The following is a 21,990-nucleotide window of genomic DNA, read 5'->3' on the forward strand; positions in this document are numbered from 1 at the left end:
GCGGCGGCCCTGAAGGAGCAAGAGCCGTGCTTGATTCGCTGATGTCGCAGGTCTCGTTCGTCGAGGTGTTCAACTTCTGCGTCTTCATCACCTTCACGATCTGCTACACCTACCAGCTGTTCTATGTGCTGGTGGTGCTCACCCGCAAGGCGCCGCGCCACGTCGCCCAGCGCAACCACCGCTACGCCGTCATGGTGGCCGCCCGCAACGAGAGCGCGGTCATCGCCGACCTCATCCACTCCATCAAGGTGCAGAACTACCCGGCCGAGCTCATCGACGTGTTCGTCATCGCCGACAACTGCACCGACGACACCGCCGAGGTGGCACGCGACGCCGGCGCCATCGTCTTCCCGCGCTCCAACGACAAGCTGGTGGGGAAGGGCTACGCGCTCGACTACGGCTTCAAGGCCATCCGCGAGCAGTACGGCGAGCGCGGCTACGAGGCCTACTTCGTCTTCGACGCCGACAACGTGCTCGACGTCAACTACTTCCGCGAGATGAACGCCACCTTCGACTCCGGCGCCAAGGCCTCCACGTCCTACCGCAACTCCAAGAACTACGGCTCCAACTGGATCTCGGCCGGCTACGCGGTGTGGTTCCTGCGCGAGGCGAAGTTCCTCAACCAGGCGCGCCTCACCCTCAACACCTCCTGCGCCGTGTCGGGCACCGGCTTCTTCATCGCCGCCGACATCCTCGAGGAGGCGGGCGGCTGGAAGTGGCACCTGCTGACCGAGGACATCGAGTTCTCGGCGTCCTCCATCGCCGCGGGCACGCGCATCGCCTACTGCCCCACGGCCATCCTCTACGACGAGCAGCCCATCACCTTCCGCGACTCGTGGAACCAGCGCTTCCGCTGGGCCAAGGGCTTCTACCAGGTCTTCGCCCACTATGCCGGCAGCCTCGTGCGCGGCATCGCGAAGAACCCGCGCGGCTACCGCTTCGCCTGCTACGACATGCTCATGACCATCGCGCCGGGCATGCTGCTGTCGATCATCGCCATCCTGTTCAACAGCATCATCATCGTGCTGGCGCTCTCGGGCGTCATGTCGGTGGGCCAGACGGTGGCCAGCTCGCTGTCGTCTATCTTCTTCTGCCTGTTCAACTACCTCATGTTCATGTTCGTCTTCGGCGTGCTCACCACCTTCGTCGAGTGGGACTCCATCCACTCGACCACGGCGAAGAAGATCCGCTACATGTTCACCTTCCCGCTGTTCATGCTCACCTACATCCCCATCGCGCTCATCGCTCTGGTGAAGAAGGCCAGCTGGAAGCCCATCCGCCACTCCATCTCGGTGGACGTGAGCGAGTTCTCCGACGCCGCCGACCGCGAGCGCGCCTAGGCGCAGGGCCGGCGCCGCCCGCCCGAGCGCGCCGGATGCCGCCCGCCCTGGTGGCGGGGAAGCTGATGAGGGGGCCGTCCCGTGAGGGGCGGCCCCTTTTTCGCGTCCGTCGCCGACCGCGAGCGCGTCCGGCCTCGGAACCGGCTCCGGGCGGCCCGGGGGTCAGGCCCGGGCGAACGTGAGGGCGTAGACGGGGCCCGCGCCCGCGGCGGCCAGCGCCTCGGCGGCGGCGCAGAGGGTCGCCCCGGTGGTGGCCACGTCGTCGACCACGATGACGGCACCGGGGGCCGTGGCGCCGGGCAGGGCGGCGAGGGATCCCGCCATGTTGGCAGCGCGCCCGGCCCGCGAGAGGCGGCGCTGGTCGGCCGCGCGCGGGCGGCGCAGCAGGGGCGCGCAGGCAAGCCCGAGCAGCCCCGCCACGGCGCAGGCGAGCTCCTCGCCGTGGTCGAACCCGCGCCGGCGCCGGGCGGCCCCCGAGGCGGGGACGAAGGTGACCAGGGTCTCTGGCGCCACCCAGGCCGGCGGCGCGCAGGCGGCCATGCGCGCCGCCATCACCGAGGCCAGGCGCCGCTCCCCGCGGTCCTTGTAGGTGACCACGACCGCCCGGGCCGCCTCGTCCAGGATGACCGCGGCCGCCCCCTCGGCGTAGGGCAGCGCCTCCCTGCCCGAGGCCGCCAGCATGACGGGGTTGCACTCGCTGCACTGGACGCGTCCCCAGGGCGCCCCGCATCGCGGGCAGGCGTCCCACCGGTCGATGACGGCGAGCGCGTCCGCGCAGCGATCGCACAGCACCGCGCCCGGCTCGTCGCAGACGGCGCAGCGCGTGGGCCACGCCGTCTCGACGACGGCCTCCCGCAGGAGGCGCGCCGCGCGCCGCCCCCGGCCGGCCGGCTCGGGCTGGGGGCGGGGCACGGGCGTGGGCGCGGCGGGCCGCCCGCGGCGTGTCGGAGGCGCCGCGGGCGGACGGGAGGGCGGGTATGCGAGGGCGGATCGGCTCATGGCCCCATCATCGCGCCCCCGGCGTCTCGCGGGCGCCTCACGGGCGTCGCGGCTGCGGCCGCCCCGCGGGATCCGCCCGCCACCCCCGCTCCATCGACGCCCCGCTCCGGCGTCCCGCCGGCGCCGCCCCGCGCCGCCTCGGATCCCCTGCGTCCCCGCCCCCGCCATGCGCGGGCCCCGCCGCGTCCGAGCCCCATCCCGCCGCAGGCGCCCCTCGGCCCTACCTCATCCCCATCCCTGCCATGGGCGGGCCCTCCGCTCCCGCCATGGGCGGCCTCCCGCTCCGCCGCGGGCCCCGCCCGGACCCCAGCGCCACGCCGCCTTCGCCTCCCACCGCATCGCGGCCCCCGCCACACCTCCGCCCGCCGCGGGCCCCCGCACGGCCCGACCTGGCATGACGCCTCCGCGCGGGGCGCGCTTCTGCTACACTGTACGGTGCTTCCTTCGGGTCTGTAGTTGCGGGGGGCGCGTGCGCCTCCTCAGTCCATGGCAGATGCGGTCGAAAGGATCCACGTAAGCGGGCCCGTCCCGTGAGCACGGCGTATCCTAGAGGTAAGCCGCACCGCCCGTCTTACCTTATCCGCGGCACGAGGCCGCGGCGGGCGAGAGGGTCGCTAGCGCAAGCGAAGGCCCCGGTGCGCGAGTGTGGGGTCGAAGACTAGGTCAGCCGGAGGAAGCGCTCTCGAAGTCTCGAAGACGGAGGTCAAGTTGGGAAAGCGTACCCGTGCGCTCGTCGCCCTGGCGACCGCCATGACGTGCCTCGCGCTCGTCCTGGGCGGCTGCGCCAGCTCGAGCTACCAGCCCGCGCTCAAGGATCCCACGGTGGCGCCGCCGACCATCGGCCAGGCGGGCACCCTGCGGGTGGGCGTCGACACCACCAACCCGCCCTTGGCGGGCATGGGCTCGGACAAGATCATCGGCATCGACGTGGACATCGCGGCCGCCCTGGCCGACCAGATGGGGTTGAAGCTGTCCATCGTGGACGTCGGATCCGACCCGGAGGGCGCGCTCGCCGAGGGGAAGGTCGACGTCGTCATGGGCATCGACCAGTCCGAGGGCGGCGACTTCTGGATGTCGGACGCCTACTTGCCCACGGGCGTGGCCGCCTTCGCCACCTCGCCCGACGCGCCGGTTCCCGCGGCATCCGCCTCGCCCAAGTTCGCCGCGCAGATATCCTCCAAGAGCGCCTGGGCCGTGACCAACGAGTTCGGCGAGTCGGCGCTCACCTCCACCACCAACCTCACCGACGCCTTCGCCGACCTGTCCTCCGGGACGGACGACTACGTGGCCGCCGACGCCATCATCGGCTCCTACGCGGCCCACGGCCAGGGCGTCGATGTGTCCATCGTCGCCATGCTCCTGACGCCGAGCGGCTACTGCATCGGCGTGTCCAAGGACAACGCCGATCTGCAGGCCTCCGTCGCCCAGGGGGTGTCCGACCTCACGAACGGCGGCGTCATCGACGTGATCGAGCGCAAGTGGCTCGGCACCGCGCTCGACCTGTCCGCCGTGCCCCAGACGGCCGGCGCCTCGGCCGCCACCCAGGAGGAGGACGACGGCGATGACGACGGAGACCTGCCCTCGACCGTCGGTGGCAACGCCGTGGGGGCGAGCCCCTCGCGCAGCTAGCAGGCGCGAGAACGCAGGGAACGCAAAGAGAGAGGGGGCGGCTCCGCCGGGAGCCGCCCCCTCTTCTTCTATCCGGGCGGCCCCGCAGCCACCCTCCTCGCGACCGCAGCCACCCTCCTCGCGAAAAAAGGGGGGAGCGGCCCGCAAGCCGCCCCCCCCCTTCGCGAGCGCCCTAGTTCAGGAAGTCCTCGAGGATCTCCTGCTCGGCCTCCTCCTCGGTGAGCCCGAGGGTCATCAGCTTCACGATCTGGTCGCCGGCGATCTTGCCGATGGCCGCCTCGTGGACGAGCATGGCGTCCTCGCTGGCCGCCTCGATGCCGGGGATGGCCTTCACCTTGGCGTTGCCCATGATGATGGCGTCGCACTGGACGTGGCCGCGGCAGGCCGCCTCGCCGATGACGAGCGGGTTGAACACCTGCACCGAGTCATCCTGGGCCACCGAGCGCGAGATCACCTGCACCGACGACCCCTCGCCCTTGAGCTCCACCTTCATGTTGGACTCGGCCGTCTGGCGGTCGTGGGTGAGCAGCTTCTCGACCAGCACGAGCTTGGCGTCGGCGCCCAGCTCGGCGTTGGTGTCGCGCACCGTGGAGGTGACGCCGCGCAGCTGCACCATCTCCATCTCGCAGTAGGCGCCCTCCTCGAGGTAGACGTTGGTGGTGGGGTTGAGGATGCGCTCACCGGTGCCCTCGCCCTCGCCGTAATGCTTCTCGACGTAGACCACGCGGCTGTTCTTGCCGCAGTAGAAGCTGTGGATGCCGTCGTGCTCGGAGGCCTGGTCGCTGTGGTTGTGGATGCCGCAGCCGGCCACGATCTTCACGTCGCAGTCCTCGCCGATGTAGAAGGTGTTGTACACGACGTCCTTGAGCCCCGACTGGGTGACGATGACGGGGATGTAGACGGTCTCGCCCTTGGTGCCCGGGGCGATGCGGATGTCGATGCCGGGGACGTCGGTCTTGGTGGATATCTCGATGAACGCCGAGGAGTGGCGCTCCACCAGCTCGCCGTCCTTGCGGATGTTGAAGGCGCCCTTGGGCATGCCGTGGAGGTTCGCGATCTCCGCGAGCAGCCCCTCGTCGATGGGGGAAAGGTCAACGGCCATGGTTGTCTCCTTCTAGGGGGAAGCGTGCGCGGGCGTCCGCTAGCACGTGGTGGGAATCTCGGTCAGGTGCAGCTCGGTGGGGGTGGACAGCGGGCAGCCGTAGTCGTCGAGGCCGCGCGCCGCGAAGCCGAGCTTGGGCATGAGCTCCTCGGGCGTGCCCGTCTCGACCACCTGGCCGTTGCGCAAAAGCACGATCTCGTCGGCCAGCTGGATGATGCGCTCCTGGTGCGAGATGATGACGATGGAGCGGCCGTCGCGCGCGGCGTGGATGTCGCGGAACGTCTCGGTGAGGCGGTCGAAGCTCCACAGGTCGATGCCGGCCTCGGGCTCGTCGTAGATGGCCAGCTTCGGGTCGCGGGCCAGGATGGTGGCGATCTCGATGCGCTTGACCTCACCGCCCGACAGCGACTTGTCCACCTCGCGGGTGAGGTAGCTGGCCGAGCACAGGCCCACCTTCGCCAGGTACTCGTTGCAGGCGAGCATGGGCAGCTTCCTGCCGGCGGCGATGTCGAGCAGCTTCTTCACGGTCATGCCCTTGAAGCGGGCCGGCTGCTGGAAGCCGTAGCCGATGCCGAGGCGGGCGCGCTCGGTGATGGGCAGGGCGGTGATGTCCTGCCCATCGAACAGGATCTGGCCGCTCGTGGGCGTCTCGATGCCCATGATGAGCTTGGCCAGGGTGGACTTGCCCCCGCCGTTGGGGCCGGTGATGACCGTGAAGCGGTCGTCGCCGATGGAGAGCGACAGGTCGTCGATGATGCGCTTCACGTCCCCGTCGGGGCCGGAGGGCACCTCGAACACGAGGTTCTTCAGCTCTAGCATGTTCCATGTCTCCGATCGTTCAGGCGCGCCGCCCTCGTCGAAAGCGCGGGCGCCCCGCTGGGGGACGCCCGTCGGCGCGCGGCACGTGATCCAGGTTTCCCTGGCTATTGTAGCCGTCCGCGGCGAATTGCAAAGGGGGTTTCTCCGCTAGCCGTTCAGCAGGTCGACCACCGTGAAGTCGAGGCCCGACTGCTCGATGAGGGAGCGGTTGCCCACGGTGCACACCAGCTGCTCGTCGGTGGCGCGGGTGATGGCCGGCCCCAGCTCGCGCACCTGCTCGGGCGTGGCGGCGATGACCTCCGAGCGCACGCGGGCGCGCTGCTCGGGGGTGAAGTGCGAGAAGAACTGGCCGTCCTGGCGCCGCATGAGCTCGCGTGCCTTGAGCGGCACGTCGATGCCGGCGATGGTGGACACCACGTAGCCGTCCATCTCGGCCGGCGTGGGGTCGAAGTCCGCCACCCAGCCCCCGGCGCCCTCGAAGCGGGCCACCGTCTCGTCGATGTGCGGGTCGCGGTAGGAGTAGAAGCGCATCGAGCCGGGGCGCGTCATCTGGAAGCCGGCGCCGTAGGCCCCGCCCTTCACGCGCACCTCGTTCCACAGGTAGTCGTAGGACAGCGCGCGGCTGGCCAGCATCCAGATGCCGGTGAAGGGGCCGTCGAAGAGGCGGCGGTCGTAGCCCATGGCGGTGTAGGTGACGTCGCTGGGCACGACGAAGGCCTCGCGGCGCGGCACCGGCTCGGCGGCGATGAGGCGGGCGGCCACTCCGGCGTCGGAGAGCCCGAGCCGGCCGCCGGCGGCCCAGTAGCGGTCGAGGTCGTCGTCGGTGCCGGCGAAGCTCAGGATGCAGCCGTCGTCGGCGAACAGGCGCGCGCTGATGTCGCGCAGCGTGGCCTCCAGCTCGTCGGCGCGCTCGTCGAAATGCTCGATGAGGTCGCGGAGGAAGCGGTAGAAGTCCATGCCGCCCATCTGCTCGCGCACCACGGCGGCGGGCAGGTAGTAGGAGGCGACGCGCGCCATGGCCGAGCTGTGGCCGGCGTTGGCGATGCCCTGCTCCATGGTGACGCGCTTCTGGTTGAGGATGTCGAGGATCTTGGCGTGGTCCGAGAAGTCGGTCTCGGAGAGGATCTCGTCGGGCAGCGACGCGCAGTAGCCGGCGTTCTCGGAGAGGGCCGAGGTGCTGGCCACGAACTTCGCGGTGTAGGCGGTGCGCTCGACGGCGTCCTCGTGGACCTCGGTGAAGAACGACAGGTTGCCGAGGCGCGACTGGGCCAGGGTGTCGATCTCGGCGGCCGTGCGGTGCGCCGTGGGGAGCTTGCCGAGCACCATGGCGAGCACCGTGGCGTAGGGCAGCTCCTCGAAGGTGAGCCGCGACAGGTCGAAGTAGCGGTAGGCGAACACGAGCCCGCGGGTGTGCAGGTCGTGGCGCAGGCACGGCACCGGGGTGTGGCGCGAGGTCATGCCGTAGAAGGGCTCCTCGGGCGCGTCGGCCAGGTCGGCCACGGTGAGGGCCGGCAGGCAGGCGAGGGCCTCCGGTGGGTCGGGGCGCTCCTGGACGGCGCGCAGGGCGTCTACGGCCCGCCGCACGGCGTCCAGGTCGTCCTCGCCCATGCCGGCCTCGAGCGCGGCGAGCCGCTCGCGCAGGGCGGCGTCGCCGTCGCCCTCGACGGGGACGAGCTCGACTGAGGCGCGGTGCGGGTTGTCCAGGAGCAGCTCGCGCAGGAGCCGCTCGAACCACCCCTCGGCCAGCTTGGCCCGCAGGGCGGCGAAGGCGTCCTCGTAGCGCAGGTAGGCGCAGGCGTCATCGTCGTCGTAGAGCCAGCCGGACAGGGCCGACATGGCCAGCAGCACGCCGTCGGGGTAGCCGAAGTTGCGCTCGCGCATGACGAACTCGGCATGGGAGAGCGCCGCGTCGATGAGGGCGCGGTCGAGCCCGCCGCCGGCCAGCCGCGCCGCCTCGGCCGCGACGAGGGCCTCGAGGCGCTCCAGGGCGTCCGGGGCGCGCAGCCCCTTGAGCTCGATGACGGCGAAGGGCTGGGCGACGGCGTCGGCGAGGAAGCCCGAGGCGTCGTCGGCCAGGCCGGCGTCGAGGATGGCGCGCTTGAGGGGCGCCTCGTTGGAGCCCATGAGGGCGTCGAGCAGGATGTCGGCGGCCAGCACCCGCTCGCGGTCGGCGGCCCGGCCCACGACGAGGCCGAGGGCGCAGGCGGCGTTCTCGGGTGCGGTGGCCATCTCGCGGCGCACGCCGCGGGCCTCGACGGGCGCCTGCTCGCCGAGGGGGTTGGGCGCGCCCGCCCCGCGGGGGCTCGCGGCCAGAGGCGCGAGGTAGCCGTCGTCGATGAGGGCGAGGAAGGCGTCGAGGTCGAGGTCGCCGTAGAGCGTGAGGTAGCAGTTGGACGGCTGGTAGTGGCGCGCGTGGGCGTCGAGGAAGCCCTCGAAGGTGAGCGTGGGGATGGCCTCGGGCGTGCCGCCGGACTCGAAGCGGTAGGTGGTGTCGGGGAACAGCGCCGCCGACAGGGCGTCGTAGAGCACCGAGTCGGGGTCGGACAGCGCCCCCTTCATCTCGTTGAAGACCACGCCGTTGTAGGCGAGGCGCGGCCGTCCGGGCCCCGCCGGATCCGCGCCGTCGCCGGGCGCGCCGTCGGCGTCGACGAGCTCGAGGTGCCAGCCCTCCTGCTCGAAGGTGGTGCGCTTGTCGTAGATGGCCGGGCGGAACACGGCGTCGAGGTAGACGTCGGCCAGGTTGAGCAGGTCGCGCTCGTTGGTGGAGGCCACCGGGTACATGGTCTTGTCGGGGAAGGTCATGGCGTTGAGGAACGTCTGCATGGACCCCTTGAGCAGGTTGACGAAGGGCTCCTTGACGGGGAACTTCTCCGACCCGCACAGGACCGAGTGCTCCAGGATGTGGAACACGCCGGTGTCGTCGGCGGCGGGGGTCTTGAAGGAGACGGAGAACGCCTTGTTGGCGTCGTCGTTGCGCAGGTAGAGCAGGCGCGCGCCGGTCGCGTCGTGGCGCAGGGTGAGGGCGGTGCCCTCGATCTCGGGGAGCTCCTGCTGGTCGACGGGGGAGAACCCGTGCCGGCGGGCCGTCTCGAGGACGGCGGGATCGAACGTGGTCATGATGAGCCTTTCGCGCGTTGGCGTCTTGCCGGACCTGTTGGAGCGTGCGGTGCTAAGACGTGTCGGGTGTGCGGTGGAGCGGGGTGATGCGGTGACGTGCGTGACGTGCGTTGCGTGCTCTCAGGTGGGCGCGGTGCGGCCCAGGTGACTTGAGAGACATTCTACTCGTTCACCGTGCTTTATAACACGTGGAGCGAACTCCAAGTTGAAGAAATGCCATCCGGGCGAAACATCCACACACCGGCCCGGCGGGTGGCCCGCGGCGTGGGGATTTCCCGGAATGGGGCGCCCGGCGCGCCCGGCGCGGTATAATGCCCCGGTTAGGAGAAAGGACGGCGGCATGACCGAGGCCCAGAGGTACTCCCATATAAAGGTGAGCGACGTCGACGACGACATCGTCATCCAGGCGGGCGCCGTGGGCGGCCCCGTGCCCCGCGCCGGCGACGCGCCCGCGCCCGCCCCGGCCCCCGACGCCGCGCCGGCCCCCGAGGAGGCCCCGGTCCCGGCGGGAAAACCCCGCCCTGCGCCGCGCGCGCCCAAGGCGGACGCCTACCGCGAGACCACGCTGGAGGACCTGGAGTCCTCCAAGATGGGCACCGCCCAGAAGGCGGTCATCGTGCTGGCGGTCCTCGGCGTCATCGCCTTCGCCGTCTGGTACTGCCTGCTGAGGTAGGCCGCCCGCGGCCGCCCCGCACCCCGAGGAAAAAGGAACGGACCCATGCCCAAACGAACCAGAGACGAAGCCAACGGCACCCCCGACGAGGCCCCCCTCGGCCTCACCCAGGCCTTCGAGGCCCCCTCCGACGACGCCCTCGTGGACGCCCGCGCCCGCCGGCGCCGGCCCACGTCGTGCGACGCCCCCGACGGCGCCCCCATGGGGCTCACCGAGGCGTTCTCGCCCGTGGTCCCGTCGTGCCGCGAGGAGGACGCGGGCGACGCGTGGATGCCCGACGACGCCGACTGGTCGGCGCCGGCCCCGGGCGAGCTGCCCCCGGCCCCCGAGGTGGACGGCGAGCCCGGCGCCGAGGACCGCCCGCGCGGCCGCCACGGCCGCCACGGCAGGGCCGCCCACACCGGCGCGCCCGAGGCGGGCGGCCGGCGCGGGGACGAGGAGGTTCCCGCCTACCTGCGCAAGTCGCGCCGCATGCGCCGCATCCTCATCGCCGTGTCCGTCGTGCTCGTGCTGCTGCTGGCCGCCGGCGCCTACTTCACCGTGCAGCTGGTGAAGGTGGCCGAGACCTCGGCGTCCCAGCAGGCCCAGACCCACCAGGACCAGCAGCAGGCCGCCACGCTCGACGCCGATAACACCTCCGACGCCTCCACGGCCACGGCCAAGAAGACCACGGTGCCCAACCTCGTGGCGCTGCTCGGCATGGGGCAGGACGAGGCCGTCGAGTACCTGGCCCACGGGGCCCAGGTGTCCAGCTCGCGCGAGGTGAACGAGGAGGACAACCCCATCAGGCTCGAGGTGCGCGTGGCGCTCACCTCCGAGCCGGCCGACGTCCGCACGGGCACGCCGACGGTCTACCTGGGCCTGGACGAGGCCGGCCTGGTCGTCCAGGCGGGCTACTCCACCTCCACCACCTCGCTGGGGTACGGCTCGCTCAGCTTCTCGGACGCCGTGCGCAACGAGGCCATCATCGAGAAGACCCTGGCCGAGGCCGGCGTCGACGTGGCGCCCGGCAGCGTGGAGCTGCCCGAGGACAAGGCGAGCTACTCCACCTACGACACCGACGGCAAGACCCTCATCAAGGAGTACTGCTCGTTCTCCGGCCCGGCGGAGGGCGAGGGCGCCGTGCGCGAGTGGTCGGCGGTGCTGTCCTACGACTACACCATGGCCAACGCCACCGGCAACCTGGCCGACACGGTGCGCACCATCTACGTGTACGTGAACGCCTAGGCGCCCCGCGGTGCGGCCCGCGGGGCCGTCCGGCTCCTCGCGGGGCGCGCCCCATTTTTCCCTTGCATAACGGGAGAGGGGGCGATATACTATCAAATCGCGTCTTTATGCAGACGGTACCCAAGGGTCAGACATAGGCAGTATATAGAAGGAATCGACATGGACATCATTCGCGCTATCGAGCAGCAGCAGATCAAGCAGGACCTCCCTGAGTTCAACGTGGGCGACAACGTGAAGGTCCATTACCGCATCACCGAGGGCAACCGCGAGCGCATCCAGGTGTTCCAGGGCGACGTCATCCGCCGCCAGGGCGCCTCGAGCCGCGAGACCTTCACCGTCCGCAAGATCAGCTTCTCCGTGGGCGTCGAGCGCACCTTCCCCGTGCACTCCCCGAAGATCGAGAAGATCGAAGTCGTCCGCCGCGGCGACGTGCGCCGCGCCAAGCTGTACTACCTGCGCGACAAGGTGGGCAAGGCCGCCAAGATCAAGGAGAAGGCGTACCGCTAGGACGCGGCTTCTCAGAGCTGAGCAAGACCGAAGGGGCCCGCGGGCCCCTTCTTCGTATGCGGAGGGAGGCGCCGATGCAGGGCGAGACGGTCGCGGAGGTGAGGGCGCGGCTCCAGCGGGCCGACGAGGGGGAGTTCGCCGTGCTGGAGCGGGCGCTCGTCGCCGACGGGCGCAAGGGGGTGCGCGCCGCCGTGGAGGCGGCCCGGCGCCGGCTGGCGGCCGAGGCCGCCGAGCGGGAGAGGCTCGCGGGCCTCTACGGCTTCGAGCGGGCGCTCGCCGACGCCCGGGGCGCCTCGGTGGTGGTCGGGCTCGACGAGGTGGGCCGCGGGCCCCTGGCCGGGCCCCTGGCCGTGGGCGCCGTCATCCTGGGGCCGGGCGAGCCCATCGCGGGGCTCAACGACTCCAAGCAGCTGCGGCCCGAGGCGCGCGAGGCCGTGGCGGCCGAGGTGCGCGAGCGGGCGCTCGCCTGGGCGGTGCGCTACGTCGAGCCGGCCGAGATCGACGCCGCGGGCATGACGGCGTGCCTGGTCACCGCCTTCCGCCGCGCGCTCGCCGCGGTGGAGGAGACGGTGCGGGCCGACCTGGTGCTGCTCGACGGCAACCCCCTGCGCCTGGACCCGCGCGAGGCCAACGTCGTCAAGGGCGACGGGCGGTGCGCCTCCATCGCGGCGGCGTCGGTGGTGGCGAAGGTGGAGCGCGACCGCCTCATGGAGGCCTACGACACGGAGTACCCGGGCTACGGGCTGGCGGAGAACAAGGGCTACGCGAGTCCCTCCCACATCGCGGCCATCCGCGAGCACGGGCTCACGCCCATCCACCGCGCGTCGTTCTGCACCGCGTTCGCGCAGCCGACGCTGTTCTAGGGCCCGGCGCGCCCGGCGCGCGCGGACGGCCGCCTGACGAGGGCGATCCCCGAGGGGGTCGCCCTCTTGCTTTGCCCGCGGGGCGGGGCGGGCGCGCGGACGCCCGGGGGCGCGGCAGGCGGGGCGCCCTCGGGCGGCGGGGGCGATGCCGCGCGGGCGCCCTCGGGCGGCGGGGGAGCGGCGCGCGCGACGCCGCGGGCCGCCGGGGGCGGCGCCGGCGCGGGCCTCGGACGAGGCGGGGCGGGCGCGCGGGGCGGCGCGCGGGGCGGCGGGGCGCCTCTCGCGGCGGCGCGGGGCGGTCGCAGCTGAGGCGCCGCCGCGGCGCCGTCGGGCCGCCGGGGGCGTCTAGGCTTCCTCTCCACGACGACGAGAGGAGGGCCCATGGCCGTCAAGGAGAGGGAGGGCGCCGCCCGGCGCGGCGTCCGCAACCGGGAGCTCGGCAGGCGCGGGGAGGACGCCGCGGCCAAGTTCCTGCACCGCCACGGCTACGACGTGGTGGAGCGCAACTGGACCTGCTTCGCGGGGGAGGCCGACATCATCGCGCGGGACGGGGACACGCTCGTGTTCGTGGAGGTGAAGACGCGGCGGGGCACCGACCACGGGTTCCCCGGCGAGGCGGTGGGCCCGGCCAAGCGCGAGCGCTACGAGCGCATCGCGCTGGCCTACGCGACCGAGCGGGGGATGGACGGCGCCCTCGTGCGCTTCGACGTGGTGTCCATCGTGGTGACGTCGGCGGGCCGCGCGGTGGTGCGCCACCACATCAACGCCTTCGACGCCCTATGACGGGGGCGTTCGGGCGCTGCTCGGTGGCCGGCGCCACCCTGCGCGGGGTCGAGGCGCTGCCGGTGCAGGTGGAGGTGGCGGTGTCGGGCGGCCTGCCGGGCATGGCGGTGGTGGGGATGCCCGACGCCGCCGTCCAGGAGGCCCGCGAGCGCGTGCGCGCCGCCATCCGCGCCGCGGGCTTCGCCATGCCCAACGAGAAGATAGTGGTGAGCCTGGCGCCGGGCGACCTGCGCAAGACGGGCACCGGCTTCGACCTGCCCATCGCCGTGGGCATCCTGGCGGCCACCGGCCAGCTCGCCCCCGCCGCCGTGGAGGGGCGGCTGTTCGTGGGGGAGCTGTCGCTGGAGGGACGGGTGCGCCCGGCCTCCGGGGCGCTCGCCTTCGGCATCTGCGCCCGGGACCGGGGGCTCTCCCTGGTGGGCAGCGCCGAGGCGGCCCGGCTGCCCATCGCCGAGGTGGAGCAGCTGGGGCTCGAGCGCCTGTCCGACCTGCGGCCCGGCGGCCCGGGCCCGCGCACCCTCGCCGAGCGCCCGCGGGCCCGGGACGCGGGCGCGGAGCCGGACTTCAGCGACGTTGCGGGCCACGAGGTGGCCAAGCGGGCCCTCCAGGTGGCCGCGGCCGGCGGCCACGGGGTGCTGCTCATGGGGCCGCCGGGCAGCGGCAAGACGCTGCTCGCCTCGCGGCTCACCACCATCCTGCCGCCGCTGACCCCCGACGAGATGCTCGAGGCCGCCGTGGTGCACTCGGTGGCCGGCGAGGACGTGGCGCCCATCCTGGCCGGGCGGCGCCCCTTCCGCAGCCCGCACCACAGCGCGTCCCAGGCCGGGCTCGTGGGCGGCAGCAGCCCCGTGCGCCCCGGCGAGATATCCCTCGCCCACCAGGGGGTGCTGTTCCTCGACGAGCTGCCCGAGTTCGCCGGTTCGGTGCTCCAGGGCCTGCGCCAGCCTCTCGAGTCGGGCTACGTCTGCATCACCCGCGCCGACGGCAACGTGCGGCTGCCGGCCCGGTTCATGCTGGTGGCCGCCGCGAACCCGTGTCCCTGCGGCTACTACGGCGCCGACGAGGGGGAGCGGGGCTGCCGCTGCACGGAGGCCCAGGTGCGCCAGTACCAGGGGCGCATCGGCGGCCCGCTCATGGACCGCATCGACCTGCACCTCGACGTCCAGCGCCTTCCGCCGGAGAGCGTGATGGCGACCGGCGGGGGCACCGACTCGGCGACCCTGCGTGCCGGGGTGATGAGGGCGCGGGAGTACGCCTCGTGGCGCGCCGCGCGCGAGGAGGGCGTGCCGGCGGGGCCCCAGGGCACGGTGGCGCGCTGCCGCCTGTCCGACGACGATCGGGGCTTCCTCGAGTCGATGGCGCGCGCCTGGCGCATGAGCGGGCGGGCCATCATCCGCACGCTGGGGGTGGCGCGCACCCTGGCGGACATGGACGAGGCGGCGGCCGTGGGGCGCGGGCATCTCGCCGAGGCGCTCGGGTTCCGGCTGCGCGAGGGGATGGGGGGATGACGATGGCGCGGGATCGGATACGGGGCGAGCGCCACGTGCTCGCGCGCGGCGAGGCGGGCTACCCCGCGCGGCTGGAGGAGGTGGGCCACCCGCCGGCGCGGCTCTACGTCATCGGGAACCCGGCGGCGCTCGCGCCGGGGCTCGCCGTGGTGGGCGCGCGCCGGGCGACGCCCTACGGCCTGGGCTGCGCGCGGCGCTTCGCCGGCCTGGCGGCCGAGCGCGGAGTGCCGATCATATCGGGCGGGGCGCGCGGCTGCGACGCGGCGGCCCACGAGGCGGCGCTCGCGGCCGGCGCGCCCACCGTCGCCTTCCTCGGCGGCGGCCTGGACGAGCCCTACCCGCGGGCCAACGTGGGGCTGTTCCAGCGCATCGTGGACGCGGGCGGGGCGCTCGCGTCCGAGCACGAGTGGGGCTTCGCGCCCCTGCCCTTCACCTTCCGCGAGCGCAACCGGCTCATCGCGGGGCTCGCGCGGGCCACGCTCATCGTGGAGGCGGGGCTGCCGTCGGGGACGTTCTCGACGGCGGACGCGGCGCTCGCGGCCGGGCGGGAGGTGCTCGTGGTGCCAGGGGCCATCACCTCGGCGTCGTCGCGCGGGGCCAACCGGCTGCTCTGCCAGGGCGCGGTGCCCGTGGTGGACGACGACTCGCTCGCCGACGCGCTCATGGGCGCCTTCGGGTGCCTGCGGCGGGAGGAGGCGCCCGGCGGCGCGGCCCGCGCCCGGCCCCCGCGCCCCGGTGGGGCCGCCGGCGCGCTGCTGGCGGCGCTCGAGGCCGAGCCGCTGGGGATGGAGGCCCTCGGCGAGCTGGCCGTGCGCCACCGCGGCGGCACCGACGCCCTCACCTGGCTCATGGTGTGGCTCGCCGAGGCCCAGCGCGACGGCCTGGTGGCCCGCTACCCCGACGGCCGCTACGGCCCCGTCGTCCGCCCTCCGCGCTCCTAGGTGTCCGGGGTATTCCGTATAGGTACCTTATAGGCATCTGTTGAGAATCCGAGAGGAGCATGGTAAGATGGCGGAGAAGTTCGTCTACAACGTTGCCAAGAGCCGCGCGAACCTGCTCAAGCATGGGATCGACTTCGAGGAGGCGCAGCGGCTCTGGGATGACCGGCACCGGCTGTCCATGTCCTTGGAGAGCCGTGGCGAGGAGCGTCGGATGCTCATCGCGCGGTATGGCGGTTGTTGCTGGTCGGCCGTCTACGTCGGGCGGCTGGGAGCTATACGCCTCATCTCCGTGAGGCGCGCGACCAAGAGGGAGGTAAGCTGCTATGACCGCGCGCGAAACGCCAACCGCTAGCGAGATCGACCGCATGTTCGACGAGGGCGTGGACATGACCCCCTACGTCATACCCGGTACCGAGATCTGCGCCGCCACGGCGCGCAAGGTGGGCGTCACCATGTCGCCCTGGATGATCGAGGAGCTCGACCGTGAGGCCGACCGGCTCGCCGTCAGCCGCCAGTCGCTCATCGTCATCTGGCTGGCCGAGCGGATCCAGGAGGAGAGGGAGCGGCGCGGCCGGCTGGCCGAGGGGTAGGTCGTGGGGGTCTTCTGGCCTTCCGCCGCGGCCGGCGGGCCGGGCGCGCGCCTTCTGCTATGCTGGCGCCCATGGAAGAGAAGATCACCGTCATAGGAGGCGGCCTCGCCGGGAGCGAGGCCGCCCTCACCCTGGCCGACCGCGGCTTTTCCGTGCGCCTCGTCGAGATGCGCCCGGACGTGCCCACGGCCGTCCACCACACGGGCCGGCTCGCCGAGCTCGTGTGCTCGAACTCCCTCAAGTCGACCAAGCCCGACAGCGCCGCGGGCATGCTCAAGGCCGAGCTCGACCGGCTCGGCTCGCGCGTCTTCGCGGCGGCCCGGCGCCATCCGGTGGCCGCGGGCGGGGCCCTCGCCGTGGATCGCGACGCCTTCGCGGCCGACGTGACCGCCCAGGTGGAGGCGCACCCGCGCATCGCCCTCGACCGCGCCGAGGCCGTCGACGTGGCCGCCGAGGCCGCCCGGGCCGACGCGGTGGTGCTGGCCACGGGCCCGCTCACCTCCGACGCGCTCTCGGAGTCGATCGAGGCGCTCACCGGCGCCGACCACCTGGCCTTCTACGACGCGGCGGCCCCCGTCGTCATGGCCGACTCGCTCGACTACGGCCGCCTCTTCCGCCAGAGCCGCTACGAGGAGGGCGCCGGCGACTACCTGAACGCCCCCTTCGACCGCGACGAGTACGAGGCGTTCGTCGACGCGCTCTTGGGCGCGCGGCGCGTCATCGACAAGGCCTTCGGGTCCAAGGACCTGTTCCAGGCCTGCCAGCCCATCGAGGAGATCGCCCGCGCCGGGCGCGACGCCCCGCGCTTCGGCACCCTGAAGCCGGTCGGCCTCACCGACCCCCGCACGGGGCGGCGCCCCTGGGCCGCGCTCCAGCTGCGCGCCGAGGACGCGGCCGGCCAGAGCTACAACCTGGTGGGCTTCCAGACCAACCTCGCCTTCCCCGAGCAGGAGCGCGTCTTCCGCATGGTGCCGGGCCTCGAGCACGCGGAGTTCGCCCGCTTCGGCGTGATGCACCGCAACACCTTCATCGACGCCCCGCGCCTGCTCGACTCCCACGGGCGCCTCATGACCGAGGCGGCCCGCCGGCTGCCGGCGCCCGTCTACGTGGCCGGGCAGCTCTCCGGCACCGAGGGCTACGCCGAGGCCATCCGCTCGGGGCTGCACGTGGCCCTGGCCGCGGCCGCCGACCTGCGCGGCACGTCCCTGCCCGCCCTGCCGCGGCACACCGCCTACGGGGCGCTCATGGCCTACGCCACCGACCCCGCCACCGCCGACTACCAGCCCATGCACGTGAACTTCGGCATCATGGAGCCGCTCGACCCGCCCGTGCGCAGCAAGGGCGCCCGCTACCACGCCTACGCCGAGCGCGCCGCCGCCGCCCTCGAGGCCTACGCCCGGGCCCTCGAGGGGGCCGGGCTGCTCGCACCGGGCGCCGGCGCGGCGGAAGGCGGCCGCTAGCATGGGGGAGGGGCCCCTCGCCGACGAGGCCCTGCCGGGCGCGGCTGAGGTTGAGGGCTTCTGCGAGTCGCTGCGCGTGGAACGGGCCCTGTCGGCCCACACCGTGCGCGCCTACCGGGTTGACCTGTCCGACTACCTGCGCTGGGCGGCGCGGGAGGGGCTCGACCCCCTCGCCGTCACCCACCGCCAGCTGCGCCGCTACCTGGGCGAGCTCGACCAGGCCCGCTACGCGCGCCGGACGGTGGCCCGGCGCCTTTCGGCCCTGCGCGGCTTCTTCCGCTGGCTCAACGTCGCGGGCCTGGCGCAGGGCGACCCGGCGAGCGTGCTCCAGGGGCCGCGGCTGCCCTCGTCGCTGCCCAAGGTCATCCCGCCCGCCGACATGGCGCGCCTGCTGGCCGTCCACGGCAAGCGCGGGCCCGACGGCGAGCCGCGCGACCAGACGCCCCAGGACATGCGCGACCTGGCCCTGCTCGAGTTCCTCTACGCCTGCGGTGCCCGCGTCTCCGAGGCGTCCGGGCTCGCTCTGGACGCCGTCGACTTCGAGCGCGCCCAGGCCAAGGTCCTCGGCAAGGGATCCAAGGAGCGCATCATCCCCGTCCACGACCTGGCCCTCGACGCGATGCGCGCCTACCTGCTCGTCGGCCGGCCGCGGCTTCTGGGCGGCCGCGAGTGCGACCGGTTCTTCGTGTCGTCGCGCGGCAACCCCGTGAGCCCCGACGCCATCCGCAAGATGTTCAAGGCCACCGTGCGCGCCGCCGGGCTCGACGACGGGCTGTCGCCCCACGACATGCGCCACACCTTCGCCACCGACCTGCTCTCCGGCGGCGCCGACCTGCGCTCGGTCCAGGAGCTGCTCGGGCACGTGAGCCTGTCGACCACCCAGGTCTACACCCACGTCTCGCCCGAGCGCCTGCGCGCCGCCCACGCCGCGGCGCATCCCCGCGCCTAGCCGCCGCGCGCGGCTCGCGGGAGGGCCGCGCGCGTCCCCGCCCGCGTCCGCCGGGGCGCCGCCGGCCTTCGTGCCGCGTCCATGGCCGCCGCGTGCGCGCCTGCCTCCACCCCGCCTCCTCCGCCGCGGTTACCGGCCGCTTGCCGTCGGGTTACGGGGCGGTGGCAAGGTGACGGGGCGGCGCCCGCCGCGCCACGGCCGCGCTGCGGATCGGCTGCGGCGCCCCCACGATCGCCCGGCGCCCGGGACGGCGCCCCCGCGTGCGCGCGACAATCCCCCTAGCAAGCGATGGCGGCACTGCGGTGCCGCAGGCCACGGCGGAGGGAGGACCCATGAGTCGCAAGAAGGCAAGGACGCTGTTCTGGGCCGCGCTCGTCGTCTTGGCGTACATCCCGTTCTTCCTGTAGCCGCCCCGGGCCGCGGGCGATCCCCCAATTGTGGACACTCTTTGAATAACGAACAAAAGTTCCCCTATCGCACCTCGCGTCCGGGGTTTTGGGTTAGAATGGCGCCCTGAGAAAACCTAAGTCGGACGGTAGCGCCCCTCGCCGTGGCGCGCCCTCCGCGGAGCAGAGGAACGAACCAGGCAATGGGACAGAGCGAAATCGTCATCAAGGGTGCCCGCGAGCATAACCTCAAGGACATCGACCTCACCATACCCCGCGACGAGCTGGTGGTCATCACGGGGCTGTCGGGCTCGGGCAAGTCGAGCCTGGCCTTCGACACCATGTACGCCGAGGGGCAGCGCCGCTACGTGGAGAGCCTCTCCAGCTATGCGCGCATGTTCCTCGGGCAGATGTCCAAGCCCGACCTCGACTCCATCGACGGCCTGTCGCCGGCGGTGTCCATCGACCAGAAGACCACCTCGAAGAACCCGCGCTCGACCGTGGGCACCACCACCGAGATCTACGACTACCTGCGCCTGCTCTACGCGCGCGTGGGCATCCCGCACTGCCCGGAGTGCGGCCGGGAGATCCGGCGCCAGACCACCGACCAGGTGACCGACGAGATCCTGCGCCTGTCGCCGGAGGGCGAGGAGCGCCGGGCCATCGTCATGGCGCCGGTGGTCGCCGGGCGCAAGGGCGAGTTCACCAAGCTGTTCGCCGACCTCCAGAAGGAGGGCTTCTCCCGCGTGCGCGTCGACGGCGAGATCGTCAAGCTCGACGGCGAGCCGCTCACCCTCAACAAGAAGATCAAGCACTTCATCGACGTGGTCGTCGACCGCGTCACCCTCAAGGCGTCGGCCACCAGCCGCATCGCCGAGGCGGTGGAGCTCGCCACCAAGCTCGCCGACGGGCGGGTGCTCGTCCAGGTGATGGGCCCCGACGGCAAGCCCCAGGGCGAGGCGGGCGGCTCGTCATCGGGCGCCACCGGCGGCCTGGGGGCCGGCGAGCACCTGTTCTCGCTGGCGCTCGCGTGTCCCGAGCACGGCCACTCCATGGACGAGCTGCAGCCGCGAGACTTCTCGTTCAACGCCCCCTACGGCGCTTGCCCCGACTGCCTGGGCATCGGCAGCCGCGACGAGGTGGATCCCTCGCTCGTGGTGCCCGACCCGTCGCTGTCGCTGGAGGAGGGCGTCATCGCGCCGTTCAAGAGCGGCAACTACTACCCGCAGGTGCTGCGGGCCGTGGCCCTGCACCTGGGGGTCGACCCGGCCACCCCGTGGGAGGATCTGCCCGCCAAGGCGCAGAAGGCCATCATGAACGGCCTAGGCAGCGAGAAGATCCGCGTGGACTACGTCACGGTCGACGGCCGCGACACCTACTGGTACATCGAGTGGGAGGGCGTGCTGGCCGCGGTGCAGCGCCGCTACTCCGAGGCCCAGTCCGACGCCCAGCGCGAGAAGATGGGGGCCTACTTCGCCACCATCCCGTGCGCCACGTGCGGCGGTCGGCGCCTCAAGCCCGAGATCCTGGCGGTCACCGTGGCGGGGAAGTCCATCCACGACGTCACCGAGATGTCGGCGGGGGAGTCGCTCGCCTTCTTCGAGGGGCTCGCCTTCGAGGGCCAGGACGACTTCATCGCCGGCCCCATCGTCAAGGAGATCAAGGCGCGCCTGCGCTTCCTCGTGGACGTGGGCCTGGACTACCTGACCCTCGAGCGCGCCACCGCGACGCTCTCGGGCGGCGAGGCCCAGCGCATCCGCCTGGCCACCCAGATCGGCGCCGGCCTCATGGGCGTGCTCTACATCCTCGACGAGCCCTCCATCGGCCTGCACCAGCGCGACAACGAGCGGCTCATCGCCACCCTCGAGCGCCTGCGCGACCTGGGCAACACCGTCATCGTCGTCGAACATGACGAGGACACCATCCGCGCGGCCGACTTCGTGGTGGACATGGGGCCGGGCGCCGGCGAGCGCGGCGGCGAGGTGGTGGCCGCGGGCACGCCGGCCCAGATCATGGCCGCCGAGGGCTCGCTCACGGCCGACTACCTGTCGGGGCGCCGCTCCATCGCCGTGCCCGAGGAGCGCCGCCGCCCCAAGCGCGGATCGCTCAAGATGACGGGTGCCACCGAGAACAACCTCAAGAACGTCACGCTCGAGGTGCCGCTCGGCACGCTCACCGTCATCACCGGCGTGTCCGGGTCGGGCAAGAGCTCGCTGGTCACCGACACGCTGGCTCCGGCCCTGGCCAACCGCCTGAACCACGCGCACCGGCGCACCGGGCCCTACCGCAAGATCACGGGCCTCGACAAGCTGGACAAGGTCATCAACATCGACCAGAGCCCCATCGGCCGCACGCCGCGCTCCAACCCCGCCACCTACATCGGCCTGTGGGACGACATCCGGGCCCTGTTCTCCTCGACGGCCGAGGCCAAGGCTCGCGGCTACGCGCCGGGGCGCTTCTCGTTCAACGTGAGCGGCGGGCGCTGCGAGGCCTGCAAGGGCGACGGCCAGATCAAGATCGAGATGCACTTCCTGCCCGACATCTACGTCCCCTGCGAGGTGTGCTCCGGGCAGCGCTACAACCGCGAGACGCTGCAGGTCACCTACCGCGGCAAGAACATCGCCGAGGTGCTCGACATGACGGTGGAGGACGCGCTGGCGTTCTTCGAGAACATCCCCGCCATCAAGCGCAAGCTCCAGACGCTGTTCGACGTGGGGCTCGGCTACATCCGCCTGGGGCAGTCGGCCACGACGCTCTCCGGCGGCGAGGCCCAGCGCGTGAAGCTGGCCAGCGAGCTGCAGAAGCGCTCGTCGGGCAAGACGTTCTACATCCTGGACGAGCCCACCACCGGCCTGCACTTCGAGGACGTGCGCCAGCTGCTCGCCGTGCTGCAGCGGCTGGTGGACGCCGGCAACACCGTGCTCGTCATCGAGCACAACCTCGACGTCATCAAGAGCGCCGACCACATCGTGGACCTCGGCCCCGAGGGCGGCGACTGGGGCGGCCAGATCATCGCGTCCGGCACGCCCGAGGAGGTGGCCCGCGTGGCCGAGAGCCACACCGGCCGCTTCATCGCCCGCATGCTGGGGGACTAGGC

Annotated in this window: 18 protein-coding genes; 14 read left to right on the forward strand and 4 right to left on the reverse strand. The window is 72.5% G+C overall.

All coding sequences use genetic code 11. The features are described from left to right. The first annotated feature begins 26 nt into the window (after nucleotides 1-26). Nucleotides 27-1,340, forward strand: coding sequence for a glycosyltransferase family 2 protein (locus tag LPT13_RS05555; protein ID WP_242164432.1), 1,314 nt, complete (start codon nucleotides 27-29; stop codon nucleotides 1,338-1,340). Nucleotides 1,341-1,502: 162 nt separating this feature from the next. On the opposite strand, the gene LPT13_RS05560 is transcribed toward LPT13_RS05555, so the two are convergent. Beyond that, nucleotides 1,503-2,339, reverse strand: coding sequence for a ComFC family protein (locus LPT13_RS05560; RefSeq protein WP_242164434.1), 837 nt, complete (start codon nucleotides 2,337-2,339; stop codon nucleotides 1,503-1,505). Nucleotides 2,340-3,047: 708 nt separating this feature from the next. On the opposite strand from LPT13_RS05560, the gene LPT13_RS05565 reads away from it, so the two are divergent. After that, nucleotides 3,048-3,968 carry a substrate-binding periplasmic protein gene (locus tag LPT13_RS05565; protein WP_242164436.1) on the forward strand — a complete coding sequence of 307 codons (921 nt, stop codon included), beginning with the start codon at nucleotides 3,048-3,050 and terminating at the stop codon, nucleotides 3,966-3,968. Between the two features lie 172 nt (nucleotides 3,969-4,140). Here LPT13_RS05565 and LPT13_RS05570 read toward each other — a convergent pair whose 3' ends face one another. The 3 genes from LPT13_RS05570 to LPT13_RS05580 form a co-directional block, all read right to left on the reverse strand. Beyond that, nucleotides 4,141-5,070, reverse strand: a complete 930-nt coding sequence (locus LPT13_RS05570; RefSeq protein WP_242164438.1) for a SufB/SufD family protein — start codon at nucleotides 5,068-5,070, stop codon at nucleotides 4,141-4,143. A gap of 39 nt (nucleotides 5,071-5,109) precedes the next feature. Continuing rightward, the gene (locus tag LPT13_RS05575; RefSeq protein ID WP_242164440.1) at nucleotides 5,110-5,889 is read right to left on the reverse strand and encodes an ABC transporter ATP-binding protein; all 780 of its coding nucleotides are present in this window, start codon (nucleotides 5,887-5,889) and stop codon (nucleotides 5,110-5,112) included. A gap of 147 nt (nucleotides 5,890-6,036) precedes the next feature. Then, nucleotides 6,037-9,006 (reverse strand): insulinase family protein, encoded by a 2,970-nt coding sequence (locus tag LPT13_RS05580; protein ID WP_242164442.1) that lies wholly within the window; start codon nucleotides 9,004-9,006, stop codon nucleotides 6,037-6,039. A 340-nt stretch (nucleotides 9,007-9,346) separates the two neighbouring features. On the opposite strand from LPT13_RS05580, the gene LPT13_RS05585 reads away from it, so the two are divergent. The 12 genes from LPT13_RS05585 to uvrA all read left to right on the forward strand — a co-directional run bounded on the left by LPT13_RS05585 (nucleotide 9,347) and on the right by uvrA (nucleotide 21,988). Continuing rightward, nucleotides 9,347-9,679 (forward strand): SURF2 Surfeit locus protein 2, encoded by a 333-nt coding sequence (locus LPT13_RS05585; RefSeq protein WP_242164445.1) that lies wholly within the window; start codon nucleotides 9,347-9,349, stop codon nucleotides 9,677-9,679. Nucleotides 9,680-9,724: 45 nt separating this feature from the next. Next, on the forward strand, nucleotides 9,725-10,906 hold the full coding sequence (locus tag LPT13_RS05590; RefSeq protein WP_242164447.1) for a histone-lysine N-methyltransferase: 1,182 nt from the start codon (nucleotides 9,725-9,727) through the stop codon (nucleotides 10,904-10,906). A 159-nt stretch (nucleotides 10,907-11,065) separates the two neighbouring features. Further along, nucleotides 11,066-11,413, forward strand: a complete 348-nt coding sequence (rplS, locus tag LPT13_RS05595; RefSeq protein ID WP_242164449.1) for a 50S ribosomal protein L19 — start codon at nucleotides 11,066-11,068, stop codon at nucleotides 11,411-11,413. A 74-nt stretch (nucleotides 11,414-11,487) separates the two neighbouring features. Next, a complete protein-coding gene (rnhB, locus tag LPT13_RS05600) occupies nucleotides 11,488-12,276 on the forward strand; it encodes a ribonuclease HII (RefSeq protein ID WP_242164451.1) in 789 nt (262 codons plus the stop codon). A gap of 381 nt (nucleotides 12,277-12,657) precedes the next feature. After that, nucleotides 12,658-13,059 carry a YraN family protein gene (locus LPT13_RS05605; RefSeq protein ID WP_242164453.1) on the forward strand — a complete coding sequence of 134 codons (402 nt, stop codon included), beginning with the start codon at nucleotides 12,658-12,660 and terminating at the stop codon, nucleotides 13,057-13,059. Beyond that, on the forward strand, nucleotides 13,056-14,567 hold the full coding sequence (locus LPT13_RS05610) for a YifB family Mg chelatase-like AAA ATPase (protein ID WP_242164455.1): 1,512 nt from the start codon (nucleotides 13,056-13,058) through the stop codon (nucleotides 14,565-14,567). The genes LPT13_RS05605 and LPT13_RS05610 overlap by 4 nt, the downstream gene beginning before the upstream one ends. Continuing rightward, nucleotides 14,564-15,508, forward strand: a complete 945-nt coding sequence (gene dprA / locus LPT13_RS05615; protein ID WP_242164457.1) for a DNA-processing protein DprA — start codon at nucleotides 14,564-14,566, stop codon at nucleotides 15,506-15,508. The genes LPT13_RS05610 and dprA overlap by 4 nt, the downstream gene beginning before the upstream one ends. Nucleotides 15,509-15,575: 67 nt before the next feature. Beyond that, nucleotides 15,576-15,860 (forward strand): BrnT family toxin, encoded by a 285-nt coding sequence (locus tag LPT13_RS05620; RefSeq protein WP_242164459.1) that lies wholly within the window; start codon nucleotides 15,576-15,578, stop codon nucleotides 15,858-15,860. Beyond that, nucleotides 15,832-16,098, forward strand: a complete 267-nt coding sequence (gene brnA, locus LPT13_RS05625; RefSeq protein WP_242164460.1) for a type II toxin-antitoxin system BrnA family antitoxin — start codon at nucleotides 15,832-15,834, stop codon at nucleotides 16,096-16,098. The genes LPT13_RS05620 and brnA overlap by 29 nt, the downstream gene beginning before the upstream one ends. A gap of 71 nt (nucleotides 16,099-16,169) precedes the next feature. Further along, nucleotides 16,170-17,558, forward strand: a complete 1,389-nt coding sequence (trmFO, locus tag LPT13_RS05630; protein WP_242164463.1) for a methylenetetrahydrofolate--tRNA-(uracil(54)-C(5))-methyltransferase (FADH(2)-oxidizing) TrmFO — start codon at nucleotides 16,170-16,172, stop codon at nucleotides 17,556-17,558. Between the two features lies 1 nt (nucleotide 17,559). Next, nucleotides 17,560-18,507: a tyrosine recombinase gene (locus LPT13_RS05635; protein WP_242164465.1), complete on the forward strand. Its 948-nt coding sequence runs from the start codon at nucleotides 17,560-17,562 to the stop codon at nucleotides 18,505-18,507. Between the two features lie 589 nt (nucleotides 18,508-19,096). Continuing rightward, the gene (gene uvrA, locus LPT13_RS05640; protein ID WP_242164467.1) at nucleotides 19,097-21,988 is read left to right on the forward strand and encodes an excinuclease ABC subunit UvrA; all 2,892 of its coding nucleotides are present in this window, start codon (nucleotides 19,097-19,099) and stop codon (nucleotides 21,986-21,988) included. Nucleotides 21,989-21,990: the final 2 nt, after the last annotated feature.

It is taken from the genome of Adlercreutzia faecimuris (assembly GCF_022669055.1).
GTDB classification, from domain to species: domain Bacteria; phylum Actinomycetota; class Coriobacteriia; order Coriobacteriales; family Eggerthellaceae; genus Enterorhabdus; species Enterorhabdus faecimuris.